This is a genomic window from Allochromatium tepidum (assembly GCF_018409545.1).
GTDB lineage: Bacteria > Pseudomonadota > Gammaproteobacteria > Chromatiales > Chromatiaceae > Thermochromatium > Thermochromatium tepidum_A.
In genome coordinates, this window is record NZ_AP024563.1 from 1,085,516 (window position 1) to 1,105,894 (window position 20,379).

General features: G+C 66.7%; 14 protein-coding genes. 5 read left to right on the top strand and 9 right to left on the bottom strand.

Going from position 1 to position 20,379, the window contains the following annotated elements:
• Window positions 1-7: 7 nt before the first annotated feature.
• Window positions 8-670 carry an LON peptidase substrate-binding domain-containing protein gene (locus Atep_RS05045; RefSeq protein WP_213380551.1) on the bottom strand — a complete coding sequence of 221 codons (663 nt, stop codon included), beginning with the start codon at window positions 668-670 and terminating at the stop codon, window positions 8-10.
• 209 nt (window positions 671-879) lie between these two features.
• On the opposite strand from Atep_RS05045, the gene egtB reads away from it, so the two are divergent.
• From egtB to Atep_RS05070, 5 genes are all read left to right on the top strand, one after another.
• Window positions 880-2,172, top strand: a complete 1,293-nt coding sequence (gene egtB / locus Atep_RS05050; protein ID WP_213380552.1) for an ergothioneine biosynthesis protein EgtB — start codon at window positions 880-882, stop codon at window positions 2,170-2,172.
• Window positions 2,169-3,200, top strand: coding sequence for an L-histidine N(alpha)-methyltransferase (gene egtD, locus Atep_RS05055; protein WP_213380553.1), 1,032 nt, complete (start codon window positions 2,169-2,171; stop codon window positions 3,198-3,200). Before egtB ends, egtD begins: the two co-directional genes overlap by 4 nt.
• A 138-nt stretch (window positions 3,201-3,338) precedes the next feature.
• A complete protein-coding gene (locus tag Atep_RS05060) occupies window positions 3,339-4,571 on the top strand; it encodes a DUF1015 domain-containing protein (RefSeq protein ID WP_213380554.1) in 1,233 nt (410 codons plus the stop codon).
• Window position 4,572: 1 nt separating this feature from the next.
• The gene (locus Atep_RS05065) at window positions 4,573-6,804 is read left to right on the top strand and encodes a RelA/SpoT family protein (RefSeq protein WP_213380555.1); all 2,232 of its coding nucleotides are present in this window, start codon (window positions 4,573-4,575) and stop codon (window positions 6,802-6,804) included.
• 35 nt (window positions 6,805-6,839) lie between these two features.
• On the top strand, window positions 6,840-7,958 hold the full coding sequence (locus tag Atep_RS05070) for a phosphotransferase enzyme family protein (RefSeq protein WP_213380556.1): 1,119 nt from the start codon (window positions 6,840-6,842) through the stop codon (window positions 7,956-7,958).
• A gap of 4 nt (window positions 7,959-7,962) precedes the next feature.
• On the opposite strand, the gene Atep_RS05075 is transcribed toward Atep_RS05070, so the two are convergent.
• The 8 genes from Atep_RS05075 to Atep_RS05110 form a co-directional block, all read right to left on the bottom strand.
• A complete protein-coding gene (locus Atep_RS05075) occupies window positions 7,963-11,451 on the bottom strand; it encodes a hypothetical protein (RefSeq protein WP_213380557.1) in 3,489 nt (1,162 codons plus the stop codon).
• Between the two features lie 125 nt (window positions 11,452-11,576).
• On the bottom strand, window positions 11,577-12,701 hold the full coding sequence (locus tag Atep_RS05080; RefSeq protein ID WP_213380558.1) for a S41 family peptidase: 1,125 nt from the start codon (window positions 12,699-12,701) through the stop codon (window positions 11,577-11,579).
• Window positions 12,698-13,180 (bottom strand): hypothetical protein, encoded by a 483-nt coding sequence (locus Atep_RS05085; protein ID WP_236786509.1) that lies wholly within the window; start codon window positions 13,178-13,180, stop codon window positions 12,698-12,700. Before Atep_RS05085 ends, Atep_RS05080 begins: the two co-directional genes overlap by 4 nt.
• A gap of 59 nt (window positions 13,181-13,239) precedes the next feature.
• Window positions 13,240-13,899 carry a glycine zipper domain-containing protein gene (locus Atep_RS05090; RefSeq protein ID WP_213380560.1) on the bottom strand — a complete coding sequence of 220 codons (660 nt, stop codon included), beginning with the start codon at window positions 13,897-13,899 and terminating at the stop codon, window positions 13,240-13,242.
• Between the two features lie 34 nt (window positions 13,900-13,933).
• Complete coding sequence (locus Atep_RS05095) at window positions 13,934-15,628, bottom strand: formylglycine-generating enzyme family protein (protein ID WP_213380561.1); 1,695 nt, start codon at window positions 15,626-15,628, stop codon at window positions 13,934-13,936.
• Entirely contained in the window at window positions 15,618-17,525 is a 1,908-nt protein-coding gene (locus tag Atep_RS05100; RefSeq protein WP_213380562.1) for an FtsX-like permease family protein, read from the bottom strand. The genes Atep_RS05095 and Atep_RS05100 overlap by 11 nt, the downstream gene beginning before the upstream one ends.
• On the bottom strand, window positions 17,522-18,289 hold the full coding sequence (locus Atep_RS05105; protein WP_213380563.1) for an ABC transporter ATP-binding protein: 768 nt from the start codon (window positions 18,287-18,289) through the stop codon (window positions 17,522-17,524). The genes Atep_RS05100 and Atep_RS05105 overlap by 4 nt, the downstream gene beginning before the upstream one ends.
• A gap of 13 nt (window positions 18,290-18,302) precedes the next feature.
• Window positions 18,303-20,216, bottom strand: coding sequence for a vWA domain-containing protein (locus Atep_RS05110; RefSeq protein WP_213380564.1), 1,914 nt, complete (start codon window positions 20,214-20,216; stop codon window positions 18,303-18,305).
• Window positions 20,217-20,379 lie beyond the last annotated feature (163 nt).

Consider the following 20,379-nt stretch of genomic DNA (forward strand, 5'->3'; position numbering starts at 1 on the left):
TACGCCATCAATGCCGATGCTCGGCCACCCGCATACTGGAGGCCGAGGCCATGTCGAGCAGCCCGCGCATCAGGACCGCACGCTCGGTCGTCGGCAGGGTTTCGATCAACGCCTGTTTGTCCTCGGGACTGAGCGGCAGGTGGGCGCACAGCAGATTGGTCAGCTCCTGATCGGCCAGCTTCTCGATGTCGTCCCAGGGGATCTCGACGCCATGCAATTGGCAATAGGTCTTGAGCGAGCCGAGAAAGCCGGGGCGATCCGAGATACGCTGCTCGTCACCGTGATAGTCGGCGGCGAAACGCTCCCAATCCACCCGCGCGCGCCGATAGCCGTTGTGCTCCTCGATCTCGCGCGTCACCTGGAAACGGCACACCCCGGTCAGCACCAGGATGATGCGCCCGTCCGGCGTCTCGCTGTAGGAGGTGATGCGCCCGGCGCAACCGACGCGATGGATCTCGGGCGTCTCGTCCATCAGGGTTTCGCTGGTCGGCTGGATCATGCCGATCAGATGATTGGAGGCCAGCGCATCGGCGACCAGGCTCAGATAACGCGGCTCGAAGATATTGAGCGGCAGTTGCACGCCCGGCATCACCACCGCCCCGGCGAGCGGAAACAGCGGCAGGGCAGGCGGCAGGTCGGAGAACTTGGGGAAGAACGGGGTACGAGTCATCAATGAAGGCTCCAGTCGAACCGCGCGATGAATCCTGAATTCCGATGGAGGTGAAAATACCCTTTTTCACGCCGGACCTGTCCTGAAATGGGGTATCACCCCCGAATCACCAGTCTTCCACTGTCGCGAACCTGGAAATCCCCGCGTCCGACCGCACCTTCCCGACCGACGGCCCCACGCGGGCGCCATCCATCGATCACGAGGGAATCATGTCGGATACATCAGCCACTCAGGACCGGATCGACGCCGCGCGCGCGGCACTCGCCGAGCAGTACCCTCGGGTGCGCCGTTTCTCGGAACGACTCTGCGAGCCGTTGGCGATCGAGGACTACGGCTTGCAGACCGTGGTCGAGGCCAGCCCGCCCAAATGGCATCTGGCCCATGTCTCCTGGTTCTACGAGACCTTTCTGTTGCGCCCCTTCCTGCCGGGCTATCAGGTCTTCCATCCGCGTTTCGAGTATCTGTTCAACAGCTATTACGAGCAGACCGGCACCGGTTTCTGGCCGCGTCACGAACGCGGTCTGCTCGCGCGTCCGACGGTGGCCGAGGTCTATGACTACCGGCGGCATGTCGATGCGGCCATGACGCGCCTGATCGCCGAGTGTCCCGCCGCCGACCGGCCGACCGTCGAGCAGCGTCTGCGTATCGGACTCAACCACGAGCAGCAGCATCAGGAATTGCTCGTCACCGACATCAAGCATCATTTCGCCCACAATCCGCTGCGTCCGGCCTATCGCGCCGATCTGCCCACCACCACGCCGAGCACGCCCGCGCCGCTCCAGTGGCTCGACTTCGAGGGCGGTCTGATCGAGGTCGGCGCCGAGGGCGAGGGTTTCCACTACGACAACGAGGCGCCGCGCCATCGTGTCTTCGTCGCGCCCTTCAAGCTCGCCGACCGGCCCGTGACCAACGGCGAATTCCTGGAGTTCATCCGGGACGGCGGCTACCAAAACACCGGACTCTGGCTCTCGGACGGCTGGGCGACGGTCAAGCAACAGGGCTGGCGCGCGCCGCTCTATTGGGATGAACGCGACGGTGAGTGGTCGCTGATGACGTTGTCCGGAATGCGTCCGCTCGATCCGGCCGAGCCGGTCTGTCATGTCAGCTATTACGAGGCCGACGCCTATGCGACCTGGGCCGGCAAGCGTCTGCCGACCGAGTTCGAGTGGGAGCACGCCGCGCAGGGTCAGCCGATCGCCGGCCATTTCGTCGACGACGGTTGGCTGCATCCGCGTCCGGCCCCACGCGGCGAGGGGCTGAAGCAGCTCTTCGGCGACGTCTGGGAGTGGACCGGCTCGGCCTATCTGCCCTATCCGGGCTATCGTGCCGCGCCGGGCGCGCTCGGCGAGTACAACGGCAAGTTCATGTGCAACCGGATGGTGCTGCGCGGCGGCTCCTGCGCGACCTCGCGCGATCATGTCCGCTCGACCTATCGCAACTTCTTCTATCCCCACGAACGCTGGCAGTTCATGGGCTTCCGGCTGGCGGAGGTGGGCGCATGAGACTGGACACGGCGATTTCACAGGCTTCACAGATGACACCTGGACACATCGGACCGGGCGGGCGCGTCGAGTCGCGCATCCGCTTCTTCGACTTCCACCCGACCACGGCCGACGTGCGCGCCGAGGTTCTGGACGGTCTGAGCCGGCCGCGCAAGCGGTTGCCGCCCAAGCTGTTCTACGATCAGCACGGCTCGCAGCTGTTCGATGCCATCACCGAGCTGCCCGAGTACTACCCGACCCGCACCGAGATCCAAATCCTGCGCGAGCATGGCGCAGCCATGGCCGACCGGCTCGGGCGCGGCTCGGTACTCATCGAGCTGGGCAGCGGCAGCAGTCTCAAGATCCAGACCCTACTCGCGGCGCTCCAGCCCAGGGTCTACATCCCGGTCGACATCTCCAAGGCCCATCTGCTCGAATCGGCCCAGGCGCTCGCCGAGCGCTTCCCGGAGCTGTCGATCCGCGCCGCCTGCGCCGATTATTCCGGCCCCTTCGAGCTGCCGCTGGAATCGGACTGGCGCGATCTGACCGCCTTCTTCCCCGGATCGAGCATCGGCAACTTCGATCCGGATGAGGCGCGCGCCTTCCTCAAACGGGTGGCGCGCGTGCTGGGGCCGGGCGGACGCCTGCTGATCGGGGTGGATCTCAAGAAGGAGCGCGCGGTGCTGGACGCGGCCTACAACGACGCCCAGGGCGTGACGGCGGCCTTCAATCTCAATCTGCTCACCCGGCTCAACCGCGAGCTGGGCGCCGATTTCGAGGTCGACGCCTTCCGCCATCGCGCCTTCTACGATGAGGAAGCCGGCCGCATCGAGATGCATCTGGTCAGCCGCGGCAATCAGCGTGTGCGCGTGGCCGGGCAGGTGTTCGACTTCCGGCTCGGCGAGACCATCCATACCGAGAACTCCTACAAATACGGCATCGAGGACTTCCGGCGACTGGCGCGCTCGGCGGGCTTCGTCTCCGAGCAGGTGTGGACCGACGCCGACGACCTGTTCAGCGTCCACTGTCTGATCGTGGAGGAGGCCTGATCTCATTCACAGGGCACACGACGGCCTGGCGTTCATCTGCGCTTCGGAGGCGACGGCCGTTTTCATCGTTTCCAGCGGACCTGATACCATCGCGTCTTCGATGGTTTTCCAACGGCCACTGGTGTGGGAGCGAGCGCCATGTCACTGATCCAACCCTTCGCCGGTCTGCGTCCGGCGCCCGGTCGTGCGGCCGAGGTCGCCGCGCCGCCCTATGACGTGCTGAACACCGCCGAGGCGCGGCGTCTGGTCGAGGGGCGACCCTGGAGCTTTCTGCACATCTCGCGCGCCGAGGTCGATCTGCCCGAGGACACCGACCCCTATGCGCCCGAGGTCTATGCCAAGGCGCATGAGAACCTGGAGCGGATGTTGGCCGAAGGCGTGCTGGTCCGCGATCCCGAGCCCTATTACTACGTCTATCGGTTGATCCGGGGCGAGCACGTCCAGACCGGGTTGGTCGTCTCGGCCTCGATCGCCGACTATGACGCCGGGCGCATCAAGAAGCACGAGTTCACCCGTCCGTCCAAGGAGGACGATCGCGTGCGCCAGATCCAGGCGCTCGACGCCCAGACCGGACCGGTGCTGCTGGTCCATCGTGCCACGCCCGACATCGACCGGACGCTCGCCGCCGTCGCGGCCGATCAGCCGCCCGAGGTCGACATCACGGCCGCCGACGGTGTGCGTCATCAGCTCTGGCCGGTCGTCGGGCGCGGCGTGATCGAGCATCTGACCCAGGCGTTCGAACGGCTCGACAGCCTCTACATCGCCGATGGACATCATCGCTCGGCCGCCGCCTCGCGCGTGGCCGCCTCGCGACGGTGCGGGGATAGCGATGCCGAGACGCATCAGGGCTTCCTCGCCGTCGTCTTCCCGCACGATCAGATGCGCATCCTCGACTACAACCGGCTGGTGCGCGATCTCAATGACCTGGACGTCGGTTCGTTTCTCGAACGGCTCGCCGCGTGCTTCGTCGTCGAGTCATCCGCCGCACCGGTCGCGCCCGAGCGTCCGGGCGTCTTCGGCATGTATCTCCAGGGTGTCTGGTACCGGTTGACGCTCTCAGACGCCATCCCGCCCGCCGCCGATCCGGTCGCGGCCCTGGACGTGAGCCGGTTGCAGGAGCATCTGCTCGGCCCGATCCTCGGCATCCAGGATCCGCGCCGTGACGAGCGCATCGACTTCGTCGGCGGCATCCGGGGGCTGGACGGCCTGACCGCGCGCGTCGACTCGGGCGAGATGGCCGTGGCCTTCGCCCTGCATCCGACCCGTCTGGAGGAGCTGATGGCCGTGGCCGACCGGGGCGAGGTCATGCCGCCCAAGTCCACCTGGTTCGAGCCCAAACTCGCCGACGGGCTGGTCAGTCTCGTTCTGTAAGATGGTCAAACCACTCTACAACCTGCCCGAGCCGCACACCGACGACGCGGACGCGATCCGCCACTGGCTCGACAGCCTGGAGGATCAGTATCCGGCCGACGAGCGCGCCTGTCTCGTCCGTGCCTGTGAGGTGCTGGCACACTGCCGGGGCGAGCCGCGTCCCGACACCGGCGAGACCCCGATCCGTCACGGACTCTCGACCGCCGACATCCTGGCGCGCCTGCGCATGGATCACGAGACCCTGGTCGCGGCCCTGCTCAAGGGCTGTCTGGAATGGAGCGGCGGCGAGCTGACCGAAGCTGCACGGCTGGAGGACTTCGGCCCCGGCATTGCGCGTATGGTCGAGGATCTGGCGCGCATCGATCAGTTCGCCACCGTCGAGGTCGTGATCGCCGCCAAGGACCAGCCCCAGCACGAGGAAAATCTGCGTCGCCTCCTGCTTGGCATCGCCGATGACGTGCGCGTGGTGCTGGTGGTGCTGGCCGAGCGGGTGCATCTGATGCGCGCGATCAAGGATCTGGAGCCGGAGCGGCGGACCAAGATCGCGCGCGACACCCAGCGCGTCTATGCCCCGCTGGCCAACCGACTCGGCATCTGGCAGATCAAGTGGGAGCTGGAAGACCTGTCGCTGCGCTATCTCCAGCCCGAGGAGTACCGGCGCATCGCCAAGCTGCTCGCTGAGCGGCGCGAGGAGCGCGAGCACTACATCGCCGCCGTCATGGCGACCCTGCGCGAGAAGTTCGACGAACTCGGCATCGGCGCCGAGATCACCGGCCGCCCCAAGCACATCTACAGCATCTGGAAGAAGATGCAGCGCAAGAACGTCGACATCGCCGAGATCTTCGACCTGCGCGCGGTGCGCATCCTGGTCGACTCGGTGGCCGACTGCTATGCCGCGCTCGGCGTGGTGCATGGACTCTGGCGCCACATCCCCAAGGAGTTCGACGACTATATCGCCACGCCCAAGGGCAACTTCTATCAGTCGCTGCACACGGCGGTCGAGGGACCGGAGGGCAAGGCACTGGAAGTCCAGATCCGCACCCACGCCATGCACCAGCACGCCGAGTTCGGCGTGGCCGCGCACTGGGCCTACAAGGAGGCCAAAAGCCATGATGCCGAGTTCCAGCGGCGCGTGGTCTGGATGCGCCAGTGGCTGGAGACCAAGGACGAGGCCGCCGGCGAGCGGCTGGAGCGCTTCAAGGCCGAGTTCGAGCCGGCGCACATCTATGTGCTCACGCCCCAGTCCAAGGTGGTCGAGTTGCCCAAGGGTTCCACGCCGCTCGACTTCGCCTATGCCATCCATTCCGAGATCGGCAACCGCTGCCGGGGGGCCAAGGTCAATGAGCGCATCGTTCCGCTCAACCACACGCTGCACAGCGGCGACACGGTCGAGATCCTGACCCAGAAGAACGCCGCCCCGAGCCGCGACTGGCTCAGTCCGCATCACGGCTATCTGACCACGGCGCGCGCGCGCAACCGGGTGCGCCAGTGGTTCAAGCAGCAGGACTTCGACAAGCATCTGCACGAGGGACGCGGGATGCTGGAGCGCGAGCTGGCGCGGCTCGGTATCACCGACAAGCCGCATCTCGACGAGATCGCTCTACGCTTCAACTTCAAGCGCGGCGACGATGTGCTCGCGGCCATCGGGCGCGGTGATCTGGCCGTCGGTCAGGTCGCGCGTCAGGTCGGCGAACCCAAGGCCGAGGACGTCAGGGAACGTGAGCGTGAGCGTGAGCCCGAGATCAAGCCGCGCCCGCCGCGCCATCACAAGCCGGGGGCGGGCAGTGATGTCGTGATCGAGGGCGTCGACGATCTCATGACCCACATGGCGCCCTGCTGCAAGCCGGTACCCGGTGATCCCATCATCGGCTTCGTCACCCGTGGGCGCGGCGTGACCATCCATCGGCGCGACTGCGGCAACATCCGTCATCTGGGCGCCGAGGAACGCGAGCGTCTGATCGAGGCGCATTGGGCCGACCGCTCGGGGCCGAGTCACTATCCGGTCGATCTGCTGGTGGTGGCCGCCGATCGCAAGGGGTTGCTGCGCGACGTCAGTTCGATCTTCGCCGATGCCGACGTCGATGTGATCGGGGTCGAGACCCATTCGGAGAAGAGCACCGACACCGCCTCGATGCGCTTCACCATCGAGGTCGAGGACAACGCGCATCTCTCTCGTCTGATGACCAAGCTCCAGCAGCTCCCCGAGGTCCATCAGGTCCGCCGGTTCCATTGATCGTCGGATCGCTGTCGCCATGTGAGGCGTTCGTCATGTCAGCCGATGTCCGTTCCCTGATCGCCCTGTGCGAGCAGTTCGCGATCGACCCGCCCGTTGACGCCATTGCGCCCCTGGTGCGTGGGCTGATCAACGACACCTATCGGCTGGAGGCGGGCGGACGCCGTTATGTGCTCCAACGCATCAATGGCCATGTCTTTCCCGAGCCGGAGCGGATCATGGCCAATCTGGCGCGACTGGCGCGCCATCCCGATCGGCCCGAGTCGCTCGGGCTGCGTGTGCCGGCCCTGATCCAGGCTCGCGATGGGGCGAGCTTCGTGCGCGATGACGCAGGCGCCGTCTGGCGTCTGATGGAGTTCATTCCCGACACCTGCAACCTGTCACGGCTTCAGAACGTCCATCAGGCGCGTGAGGTCGGGCGGGTACTCGGACGCTTCCATCGCTGGACGGCGGTGCTGCCAAGTGATGACTTCGCCGTCACGCTGCCGGGTTATCACGACACGCCGAGCTATCTCGAACGCCTGAGAACATTGTTCGATTCGGCGGCGGCCACGCCGAGCGGCCCCGAGTACGCGGATGGCCCGGATCGGAATCAACCTGAAATCACCGTGCTCCGGAGTTTCATCGAGGCGCGGCTGGATCTGGCCGAGGCCCTGGATCGCGCCGTGCAGGTTGGACGGATCGCGCCGCGTCTGACCCACGGCGATCCCAAGCTCGACAACATCCTCTTCGACCACGACGGGCAGTGCGCGCTGGCGCTGATCGATCTGGACACCGTGCAGCCGGGGCTGATCCAGCACGATCTGGGCGACTGTCTGCGTTCCTGCTGCAACGCCCTCGGCGAGTGCGAGACCGATCCTTCAAAGGTTCGGTTCGATCTCGCACTCGCCAAGGCGATCCTCACCGGCTATGCCGAGACGACGTGCGACCGGCTGAGCAGTGAGGACATCGATTGCCTGTTCGACGGCATCCGGGTGATGCCCTTCGAACTGGGTCTGCGCTTTCTCACCGATCACCTCCAGGGCGACCGTTATTTCAAGGTCGACCGGCCGGGACGCAATCTGACCAAGGCACGCATCCAGTTCGCCCTGGTCGCCGATATCGAGCGCCGGGAGCCTGAGATCCGCGCCGTGATCGAGACCGCGTTCGGCTGATCGTTCACTGGAGCGCGTCGAGGATCGGCTTGAGATCCTTGCCGTTGACCTTGAACTCGCCCGTACTGTCGCCCCGGACCTCGAAGCGATGCAACTTCGAACCGTCGGCCTGCGGCTCTTCGTTGCCCATCAGCTTGATCAGGGCCGCCGTCGCTTTTAGGTTGCGCTGTTCGTCGGGTGCCAAAGTCTGACCGATCCGGTCGACGAGCGTGTCGAAGTCGCGCACCTGGATGTCCAGATCCAGACGGATCAGGCCGGGAGCGTCCGGCGCGGCGGTTTCTTCGGCGTTGGCCACGCCCATGATCCGGACCCCGGTTCCGGGCATGTCGACATCGATCGTCTCGATGTCGAGTCGAGCGGCCTGTTGCGCCAGCAGTCCCAGGAGCTGAGCCGGATCGGGTTCACCTTGGAGCAGGACCGGCGCTAGGGCGCTGGGCGCCAGTCCCGACAGCACCAGACCCAGATCGACCTTGCCCGGAACGAGTTCGGGCGGCAGGTCGGGAATCGGTCCGATGCCGGCGTGGTCGTAGCGCAGCGTCAGTTGGGGCCTCGGGCCGGCGGCGTCGCTCAGGGCCAGTGCGAAATGCATGGCATCGACATTCGCCGGCGGGGCATCCGGTGTGGCGATGTGCAGGGTGTCGATCGTGAAGCCCAGCTTAGCGCCCGCGACCGGCTGCCCGAGCACCTGCGTCAGACTGGCCTCGGCGGGCGGCTGCTCGAGCGCCTGAGCCAGCGCGACATCCAGGATCGCGGCCAGCGCGAGCCGGTCGATGGCGAGATCGAAGCTCAGGGCGTCGATCCTGTTGTCCTGTTCGTTCTCTTTCATCGTCAGACCGCGTAACCCATAGCCGGTCCGCAGATTCCACGTCCGACCGGTGTCGTCCGCCGGACCGCCCTGGGCCGAGACGCTGAATTCAGCGATCCGATAGTCGATATTCTGACTGGGTAGATTCGCGGCGAAATCGGTCATGACGAGCGAGCTTTCGACCTGGCCGCCGGCCTGGAGCAGGTGTCCGATCGTCTGGCGCAGCGTCTCGATGTCCGGTGTCTCCGTGCCGGATTCGATCATTTCGAGCAGCGATCCATAGCCGGCGGTGAGCGTGGCCAGATCCAGGTCGCGATAATCGACGTTGAAGCGCAGACCGCCGAGCTGCACGGTGTCGGCTCCCGAGCGGCTCCGGATGCGCAGATCGGCCAGCTCCATGGACTGCGACGCGGTCGTGCGCGCCGCCTCGGGCGCCGATTCCGGGGTGATCGCCAGACGCAGCGCGCCCAGCGTCATCAGACCCAGGTCGGTGTCATCGCTTCCCAGACTGTCCGGCCCCAGCGGGAGGCCGAGGGCTTCATGAATGGGCTGGAGTCGGGCCTGGCCGTCGACACGCACCTGGAGATCTTCGAGGGTGAAATCCAGGCGCGTGGGCAGGGCATCGGGGGCCGGCCAGTCCAGTTCCAGACGATGTCCGGCGGTTCGGAGTGTCCCGATCTCGTTGCCGTCGCCGTTGCGCAGTGTCAGGGTCTCGGGCCAGTCGATGGCGACCTGCCGGCTGTTCGGAGCAGCGCCTGGGGTCAGGTCGATGCTCAGCCAGCTCAGATCGAGCACGGCCGATTCGTTGGAGGCGGGCAGTCCATCGTCGATGCGCAGGAAGGGCAACATGAACCGCAGACGTCCATCCGCCTGTTCGCTGATCTGAGGTGCGCCGCCGATTTGAATATCTTCGTCGAGCGTCGAGAGGCCGGACTCGAAGCGGGCGATCAGGTCGCGCGCCGGTGGGGAGTATTCCGGGGCCGGGCGCGGCTGCCCATTGGCGTCGAGCGTCACGACCCACAGGCCACGGGCATCCATGTCCTCGGACTGAGTGTGACCGACGGCGACCGGACCATCGGGCCGGATATCCAGATCGGTGAAGCGGTCCAGGGTCGCGCGGCCATAGCGTTTGGTCCAGAGTGGTTCGCCCGCGCTCGACAGGCGCGCGAGCCAGGCGTCCTGTCCCTGGGTCATGCCTGCGAGCCACAGCGCGCCTTCGGCGTCGTGCGTCAGGCGGGTCAGGGTTTCGAGGCCGTCCTGTTCACCGACCGCCAGACTCAGCCGCCGGGTCTCCAGCGGCTCGCCGTTGGGCGAAAGCCGGCGCAGCCGGACCTGATCGCCATCACCTTCGGCGCTGCGAGCCGCCAGCACGATTCCGCCATCGTCCAGACCCGCTAGGACGGGTGCACCGCGCGCCGCGAGATCCTCATAGGTCCGTTCCCAGGTCAGATGTCCCGTCGGGTCGAGACCGGCTACCCAGGGTGCGCCGGACGTGCCGGCCGATTCGCCGGCGATCGACCAGCCGGCGTCGGTGAGGATGACGGATCGCACGCCGGCGGTCGCCGGCAGATCGAGACGCCATCCCGGCTGACCATCGGCGGCGATGAGCGCCGCGAAGCCCTGGGGTGGACGATCGGCGGCAAGGGTCTCGCCGGCCATGAGCGCGTTGCCGGCGGCATCGGTGGCCAGCGCCAGCGGCACCTCGGCAGCGGTGTCTGTCGACCCGCCCAGCACCTGTGTCCAGCGCGGTTCGCCCTGAGCGTCCAGGGCGATCAGGAACCCGGCCTGCTTCTCGTTGAGCGAGCCGCCGATCAGAACACCCTCGTCGCCCAGCGCGGTCGCGGCCGTGACGTGCAGATCGAAGGCGCCGCCGAGCATACGCGACCACAGCAGATCATGATCGGCGTCGAAGCGGGCGGCCCAGATCTCGCGTCCTCCCGGCCCCTGGACACTGCCGGCCACGACATAGCCGGCATCGGGCAGGGCGGCGAGGCTGGCCGCTTCCAGCGTCTCCAGCGACAGTCCGCGATCCGGGCGGCGATGGTCGAAGACACGCATCCCCGGACCGTCGCTCGTCCAGATCCGCTCGGCCGGGACGGTAGCGACTGTTTCGTCGATCGGGGTCGCGGGTGCGATCGGCTCCCGATCCGGGCCGGCGCCGGTGGAGCCGGCCCGGCTCGGGCGTTCCTCGGCCGCGAGCATCCGGCGCTCGCCGGACGCCGCTTGCAGCACGGCGCGTCCATCGCCGCGAATCCAGTCACGCGCGTCGAGTTCGACCGTGGCGCCTGGTGCCAGCGGTGTCCAGTCAAGATAGTCGCGGTGTTCGAGCAGGGCCAGCAGCGCCTGCAACTGTTGCGGGTCCGCTTTCAGCGTCCCGGCTTCGGCCTGGGCGATGAAGTCGCGGATCTCGTTGGCACCCGCGCCCAGGGCATCGACACCCTGTCCGCGCAGTTCGAGCACCAGTTTCCTGAGCGGTTCGGGCAGACGGCCGAAGCCGATCAGGGCGCGGACCGTGACCCGGTCCTCGGCGTCGAGCCGCTGCAATTCGGCCGGCCCCGTCGCCTGCTCGACCCGGCCCTCGACCTCCATGACCTCGAAGGTCTCGCGGGCCGAGACGGCGCCCTGAGCCAGGAGCAGCAGCACTCCGGCGGACAGCCGGCGCCAGTCGTTGTGTCTTCGATCGCGCATCGTCTCGTCCTCTATGGTTGGTGTAGAGCGATGGTGCATGTGAGGTGAATCAGGGATTTGCGCTATCAGATGCTGGCAGAACGAACGCTGACAGTGTCTGATGCCAAAACAGGGATGGGTGCCGGCTAGCGCTCATGGATGGCTCCAATGGCCCTCGGGACCAGTCGTGACAGATCATTCAGTGTCGCCGTGTCGACGGCGAGATCGGGCGCGATCCCGACGCCGGAACAGTGTTCGCCACTCGGCAGGCGCACCGCCCGGTCGGTGAAGCGCAGCACCGATCCATCGGACAGACGCACGTCGGTTTGCGAGTCGCACTTGCCGTAGGTCGTTTGGCCGACGAGCCGGGCGCGTCCATGGTCGCGCAGGATGCCGGCCAGGATCTCAGCGGCACTGGCCGTGCCCGGACCGATCAGCAGGATCAACGGCTGCTCCAGAGCCGTACCCGCAGGCGCGCGGATCGTCTTCGCCACCCCGCCGCGCGCCGCCAGGGTCGCCAGTTGCGCGCCCTCGGGCAGAAAGAGCGCCGCGATATCCAGGGCCTCGAACAGATCGCCGCCGGTCGCGTCGCGCAGATCCAGGATGATGGGGTGTTGCTCGGACTGGAAGGCACCGGCGTGCTCGATGAAGTCGACCGTGGCCAGCAGGGCGGGGCGGGTGAGTCCGGCGACGAACTCACGCACGCGCAGGATGCGATGCGCGCCCGGCTGCACCAGTTCGACATCCAGCGGGCGGAACGACCGGCGTTCGATCTTCAGACGCCGTGCGCCGCCGGCCGCGTCCTCGATGCCGATCACGACCCGCGTCCCCGCCGGCCCGCGGAGCCGCTGGGCGATCTCATCCAGGCTCAAGCCCGCGATGGATCGACCATCGATCGTCCGCAATCGCGCGCGATCGGTCAGACCCGCCGCCGCTGCCGCGCCCCCCTGGAACGGCAGCAGCCAGAGATCGTCGCCGCTCGGCAGGAGTTCGGCGCCGATGCCGCTCATGGCGTCGCGACCCTGATTCGGCGAGCGATAGAGCGCACGCGGAAAATAGCGCGCCGCCGGGTCGATGGCCTGCAACCCGCCGGCGAGATTCGCCGCATCCAGGTCGTGCAAGAGTGACTCCGCCGGTGTCGTCAGCGCCTGCTCGCGCAACACCTGGCGGATCTCGTCGAGCGGAACCCCGGCGCCTCCGGCCTTGAACGCGAACGCGCAAGCGGCCAGAAACGCCAGTGTGCGGACTCCGCGCGTCCGGTGCCTTGTCACCGGGCCAGATCCAGCGACATCTGGTTGAGCAGGTCGTACTCAGCCTGCAATGACGCCCGCTGCTGTTCGAGCTGGGCGCGCCGCAGATCGGCCTCCGAGTCTCCGAGACCGCTGCCCTCCAGCGCATCCAGATCCGATTGCAGCCGTGCCGACTGGCTCTGGATCTGCGGAACCCGCGTGCGCAGTGTCCGGACCCGCTGATCGTTGCGGTTCGCGGAGGCCGAGAGGCTGTCGACCCGCCGGTTCAGGGCGGCGATGTCGCGGTTCATCCGACGCACGCGCGCACGCTCGGCGGCGACCTTCTGTTTGCGTTGGGCCTTGGTGTATTCGAGATCGTCGCGCTCGGTCTCCAGCTCGCCCTGAACCTGACGCAGAACCGCCAGACGATCCTCGCGTTCCCGGATGCGCGCGTCATAGGCGCCCGTGCTCAGACCCTTGATGCCGCCCGCCAGTCCGCCTTCGCGCGGATCTGTGGACACCGAGGCGCAGCCGCCAAGCCAGAGAGCAAGGAGTACGATCGACCATGCAATGGGCGATTTCATACCGACAACCTCGGATCGATCTGGGCCAGCCGGGTGTTGTTGCTGCGCAGTGTCTCGATATTGCCTTGCAGAGTCTTGACCTCGCTTTCGAGCTTGCGGATATAGGGATCGTTCGCCGGGCGCGTCTTGCGCTCCTCGGCCAGGATCTGCGACTGGACCTTCTGCTCATCGACCAGCGTCTGTTCGAGCTTCTTGCTGCCGGCGATCTTCTCCTGCAGGGCATTGCGCTTACTGACCAGCGTCTGCTTCTTGATTGCTCCGGACTTGTACTGGGCCTGTAAGCGCCTGGATTCGCGATCGAGGCCGGCGATCTCGCGGCGCAGTTTGTCGTTGTAGGCGAGCGTGGTGCGATTGAACTCGGCCACGCGGGCGATCTGCGCATTCAGGAAGTCTTCGGTCGTGGCATAGGCCTTCTTGCGCTTGGCGATCTCGTTGCCGACGACGAAGCCGGCACCGCCGCCGACCAGGGCGCCGATGGCGGCGCCCTGTTCCTTGTCGATGGCATAGCCGATGAGTGCGCCGATCACGGCACCGGCTGCCGCGCCCTCGGCCTGGGTGCGTTGTTGATCGTCCTGGATGTTGGCGCAGCCCGTGACCAATCCGGAAGCTAGGAGCAAGGGCAGGGTGGGGTTCGATCTAGGCGTCGATTTTGACATGGTCGATGTCCTCGGTTGGCTCTGTATCGGTTTTTCAGTTGTCCTTGAAGTCCTTGAAGCGTCCACGGAACTCCTCCAGCCAGCGTTCGGGTTCGGCCCGGCGCTGTTCGGCGAATTCCTCGACATGGACGGCGAGCAGTTCCATCACCGCGCGTTCGCGCACCGGCGGCTCGCCTTCACCCAGGGTCTTGAAGGCCTGGGCGATGTAGTCCGGCTCGTACTCGCCGAGCTTGGCGATCTTGTCGCGATAGCCCTGCAACTGTTCGCGCGCGGCGGTCTCGATCTCCCGGATCGAACGCTCGACGGCCTCGACCTGATCCTGATAGCGGGTCGAGATTTCGGCGAGCTTTTGGGCCGATTCCAGTGTGGCGGCCAGACGCTCCAGACGTGAGAGATAGACGCTGAGATTGACGCCGTTGCGCGCCGCGTCCTGGGCGAGACTGCGGGCGCTCTCGCGCTGGGCCAGTTCGAGTCGGTCGCGCGCCCGGTCCATGTAGACCTGGACGGTTTGCAAAGGCTCGCGCAGTGCGGGGTTGTCGGCCATCAGGCGTTCGATGATGGGATCGACGGTGCCGAGCTGCACACTGGCCTGGGCAACCAGGTTTTCGAGCGTGCGGCCGACCGGCATGGCCCGGCGCGTCTCGTTACGGTAGGCGAGATACTCGTCCTCAAGCGCCTTGCGCTGCGCGGTCGTCAGAACCACGTTCGAGCCGATCGCCAGACGCACGCCCGTGTTGTAGGAGCGCCGTTCCTCGATCCGGCCCTCGTCGGGTTTCCAGGCATAGACATCGAGTTCGGCGCGCAACGAACTGCGCAGATCGGCAGGCGGTGTCGAGACGCTCCCGCCGCGTACCGCCACGCCGCCCGGCTTGCCCTGCCAGATCTCGGGACGAAAGACGCCCGTGGTCATCTCCTGCGCGTTGCCGATGAGGTCGTAGAGACCCAGATCATTGGGTTGGCGCAGACCGATCGGGCGCAACTGATGCTTGGCATTGCCCAGATGCCAGGCGTATTCATCGAGACGCGCGGAGTCGAAGGGCAGGCGATCATCGAAGGTGCCGGCTTCGAGGGCCGGTTGACCGCCGCGCGTGGCGTATTCCAGCTCCTCTTCGGTCGGCAGACGGATGAAGCCGGGGACGTCGGCATATGTCGGCAGCTTGGCGGCGCGCTCCGGATGCTCGGGGTCGAACAACCACTGATTGAGCGCACGAATGAAGTCCTGGACGTCCTGATAGCTGACCGAGGCCAGGGGACGCATCAGGGCCTCGCGCTTGGCGCGTCCGTCCAGGGTCGGGATCTTCTGATCCTCGGGATCGGCGCTGACTGCGAGCAGGCGCTCCAGCCCCATGACGGCGATGTATTGCCTGCGCGTCAGCTCGTATTTGGCCAGCAGGATCTCCCAGCCCTTGCCGTCGGCGCTTGGAAAGGAACCGCTGATCTGGGTGCGTTGCAGTCCCTCGAAGATCCCGCCTGTGGCATCGCCGATCTGGATGACGCGCTGTTGATCGCCCCAGAAGCCTGGGCCGGGTACCGTCAGGCGTCGGAAGACAAGTTGGGATGCGTTGGGCAGGTCGATGACGACATCGCCCTCGGCCGGCTTGGGGTTGTCGGGTGTGCGCGGCGGCGGTTCGGCGAGCACAGGGACGGCGATCAGGCACAGGCAGAGACAGAACCCGAGCCGTCCGAAGAGCGGATGCAAACCCTGGATCGAGCGGCGTTCAATCGGCACGGACGACCTCCGACGGATCGATGTTGGTGGAGCGCCAGGCGGCGACCAGCGCGGCCAGACAGGCCAGCAGCAGTGTGGTCAGCACGATGGGCGCGATCAGCGAGGCGGGCAGGGCGCAAAAGCGCTCGTCCGGGGCCAGCTCGTTGGCGAAGCTGCGATTGATGACGGCGGCGAGCGCGCCATAGGCGCCGAAGCTGACGGCCAGACTCAGAGCCGCGATCATGAGCCCCTCGACGATGGGGAAGAAGGCGACATGCGCGCGCGACAACCCGAGCAGCCGGATGATGCCGAGTTCGGCGCGCAGGCGATCGACGGCGGCATAGAGACTGGCGACCAGCACCGCCGTTCCGCCGCACAGCCCGAGCAGGGCGATCAGCCAGAACAGGCGCGTCGCTCCGCCGTCGAGCACCCGGATGCGTTCGATGGCCTCGATCGCGGCATCGACCTCCAGACCCTGTTCGCGCAGACGCCGATAGAGTCGCGGCACGTCGTCGAGGCCGGCGGCATAGAGTCGGAATCCACGATAGCCGGCGCGCCGCATCTCGAAGCGTCCGCTCGACGCGACATAGGCCACGGCCCGATCCTGAGCCGTGCGCAGGATGCCGAGCAATTCGATCGGCACCAGCGGTTCGGACAGGGGACTCGGACCCAGGGATCGCAGGACGAAGGACAGCTCCGCGCGTCCCGGACTCGTGACTACGATGCCGTCATCCGCACGCTGACGGGTGTCGGCGTCTGGGTTGGAGTCCAAACCCATGTCCGAGCCGACGCCCGAGTCCGCATTTGCCTCTGCGTCTGTCGGCCAAAGCACGGACGTCAGTTCCTCGGCCCGCTCACGGCGTGCCTGGAAGCCGCCCCAGGGCACGGGCGGCAGATCGAGCCGCGCGGCCTGTACGGCGTCCACTGAAAGCCCGGCCGGACGCCACGGACGACCATCGGCATCGATGAGTTCGAGGTCGCGGACATAGGGCAGCAGCAGCGGCTCGCGACCGCGCAGCTTGGTCTGGATGGCGCGGATGTTGGACTGGGTGATCGGCGTGTTGGGCGTGCTCAGGTCGTAGGCATGGAGCCGTTGCGGAATCGGCAGGCCCAGCAGCGTCTCGGCCTGGTCGCGCGTGATTTCCCCGATACGCGCGAACCCGGTCTGGATGATGGCCCCGGTGCGCACGATCGGCGACAGCGGTTCGTCGAGCAGCAGCACCACGCCGTCGAAACTGGGATAGGGGTCGGGCGTATCGCCCGACCAGCCGCGCCGCGCGGCGGCATAGCCTTCCTTATAAGACTCGACGTCGAGCACGAACGCCAGCGGCGCATAGATCCGGGTCAGGGTGCCGGCGCCGATCGGTAGGACGCCGACCACCTTCAATTCAGCCTGGACGTTCTCGGAGCGCCCGCCACGGGTGCGGCTGACCCGGACGCCGAGCCGGTCGCCGACCGCCACCCCGCTGAGACGCGCCGCCTCGGCGGTGAGAACCACCTCGTCTTCGCCCGGTACAGGCACACCGTTTTCGAGCAGGAAGGGATCGCCGGCCGCCGTCGGGATCAGATCGAACAGGCTCGTCGTCTCATCGGCCCGCACCACCTGCACCACCGAAGAGAGCGGCAGGATGGTCGGCGTCAGAAAGGCCACACCCGGCCAGGCCGCGACCTGCGCGAACCAGTCCTCGGAATAGGGCTGGGTCTGGGTCGGACGCAGTTCGCGATAGACCGGATCCTCGACCAGCCGCTCGCGCAGGGTCTCGATGGTGCCGTGCTTGAGTCCGAGCAGCACCAGGAGCGGCGCGATGACGGCAGTCAGCGCGATGACCAGACAGAGCGTGAGGATCCAGTCGTGACGCAGATGCGCCGCCGCCAGGGCCGGCACCAGGCGTGCGTGCCCTGGGCGATGTGTCTTCATGCGATGACTCGCTTCGCGTCATCCAGGGCGCGGCAGGTCGAGCGCGTCTCGGATTTCGAGAGGCGTTCGAGATCGAAGGTATAAACCCGGTCGACATGCTCGGCCAGCAGGTCCGGATCATGGGTGACGACCACCACGGCCAGATGCTGCCGGCGCGCCAGCGCGTTCATGTCGGCCAGGACGGCGCGTGCGCGCGGCTTGTCGAGCGCGGCCGTGGGTTCGTCGGCCAGCAGCAGACGCGGCCCATGGGCGATGGCGCGCAGGATCGCGACCCGCTGGCGCTGTCCGATCGAGAGCGCATACGGCTTGCGATCCAGACACTCGGCCACGCCGAGCCGCTTGGCCAGGGTCTCCAGTTCGCGATCCGTGAGGCTGACGCCCTTGATGCGACAAGGCAGACGGATGTTCTCGCGCACGCTCAGGAACGAGAGCAGTCCCCCCGTTTGCGGGATGTAGCCGAGCGCCTCACGCCGCAAGGCCGCCAGCGCGCCTTCGTCCCCCCGCGACCAGAGTGCCGCCGGATCCTGCCCGGCGCTCTCCCCGGCGAGGTGCAGTGTGAACCGCCCCGCCGAGGTGGGCGCGAGGATGAGCGCGATCAGATCCAGCAGCGTGCTCTTGCCGCAGCCGCTCTCGCCGATCAGGGCCACCACCTCGCCGCTGTCGACCCGCAGCTCGGGCACCCGCAGTTCGAACCCGCCGTCGGCCTGACCACGCCGCTTGACGATCGCCTCCATCCGCACCATCGTAGCCTGTCCGTCGCCCATCTTCACCGACCGCTCAGGGCAGATAGTCGATGTGCAGCGGATAGACCATGTCGCTGTCGGCATCCGTATCGTTGAGCCTGAACCAGGCGTCGACCTGATCGTTGATGGCGCGATACTGTTCGAGCTTGGCCAGGATGCTCCATTCCAACTGCGCGCGCTGCTCGGCGGTCATGCTCGCGAACATCTCGTCGGTCAGGGCCAGCACGTCACTACGATAGGGCAGGGACCGGATGAAGGCCGGCAGCAGTCCGGTATCGGCCAGACGCTGGGCCTGGGCCAGATCGTCCGGGCGCTTCATCGCCTGACCCGAGACGCTTTGCAGCGATTCGAGGAACTGCGCCTGTGTCACCTCGGCACGCATCAGCGCCTGCATCACGCTGTCGAGCGCCTGGGCGAGCGAACTCAACTGCTCGCGCGTGACCAGCACCCGGACCTCCAGCGCGCGGTCGGCCGGATTGATCAGATCGCGATCGAGCGACCAGGCGACGATGTCCTTGGGCGGGTTGGCCGACTGGCCGATGTACTCGATCAGGGCCGCCTGCCAGATGCCTGAAACCGAATCCAGGACTTCGGGTGCCTCGGAGGGGGAGGCGCCCGGCACGGTCGGGGGCGTCGCGGCCACTGGAGACGTAGGCGCGGCCGCTGCCTTGGCCGCCAGTGTGCGTTCGAGTTCGGTATTGATGCCGGCGGTCACGCGGTCGACCAGCCGGCGATAGGCGTCATCCTGAGACGTATCGACCTGTTCCAGCGCCTGTTGCGACGGGTTGCCGCGGATGCGCGCCAGAGTGCCGAACTGCTGCAGGGCGCGCGGAAAATCCTCGGCCGCCTTGGGGTTCTGGAGATGGATCGCCAGCAGATGGACGTTGGCGTCGTCGTATTCGCGCCGCAGATCGGTCTCGTCCTTGCGCGTGGAGTTGTGCGCATCGCCCTTGAGGTGCGAGCTGGCATCACCGATCAGGATGACGAACTTGATCGACTTCTCGCGCCAGGGAGACTGGCGCAGGGCGGCATCCACACCGGCGAAGACGTCCTCGTCGTACCCCAGACTGCCGACGCGCGTCGCCTTGGCGTCGGTGTCCAGGATCTCGGCCAGACGCTCGGCCGTGACCAGGGTCGGCGTGTGATTGCGGGTGAGATATTCGAGCGCGGGCACGGCTTCGAGCGAATCACGATAGGTCACGAGACCGAAGCGGAAACGATCCTGGGTGCGTTCGCTGAAATTGCGCGCCATCTTGGCCACCGCGTCGCGGGTCATGTCGATGAAGGGCTGCATGCTGCGCGTGGTGTCGATGACGAAGCCGATGTCGACGGCGATGTCCTCGATGCCCTGATCGGCAGTGTCGCGTCCGGTCTGGGCCTGCTCGCGATAGTCGGGCGTTTGCAGCGTATCGGCACCGCGCGCGCCCGGAACGGCCGAAGCCAGTTGCAGCAGGCGGACATCGTCGCCATCGATCTGGGTCTGCGACCATTGCAGGATCGGCAGCATGTAGAAGTGGGTCGTGATGTCGACGAAGCGCTTCGGCTCCAGACTGATGACGGCCTCGGGCGTTCCGCCGCGATCGATCTCGTCGTAGAGCGCCTGAGCGCCGGCGGCCATGTCCATGTCGTCGACGATGGCTTGCAGCGTCTCGCGATCCTTGAACATGAGCACCGGATGACGCCCCTCGATCGGATCGCCCGGATGGGTGAAGGAGACCAGCAGCGCCTGACGCCACTCGAAGACGTCCTTGGCCTGCATCCAGCCGTCGGACTGGGTGTGTGTCCGCCCGACGCGATACCAGCCGCGCGGTTCGGCGCCCTCGCGCAGATCGATGTCACGGCGCTCGAAGGCGTAGAGCGGACGGAAGGCCGGCGGATTGGCCTGGACGATCGCGCCCCCATCGGCGACCGGTTCCTGGTAGATGTTCGAGAAGGGGCGCGGCAGCACGCGCAATGTCAGTTGGGTCGCGGTCTCGATACAGGGCGAATCGCCCGGACAGGAGAGGCCGTCGTCGATCGGCTGTGCGCATCCATCGGGGTTTGCTTGCTATGCCATCAAGATCCATCTCATGGTCAACGCGCGCGGACAACCCGGGGAGTTCTTCCTCTAG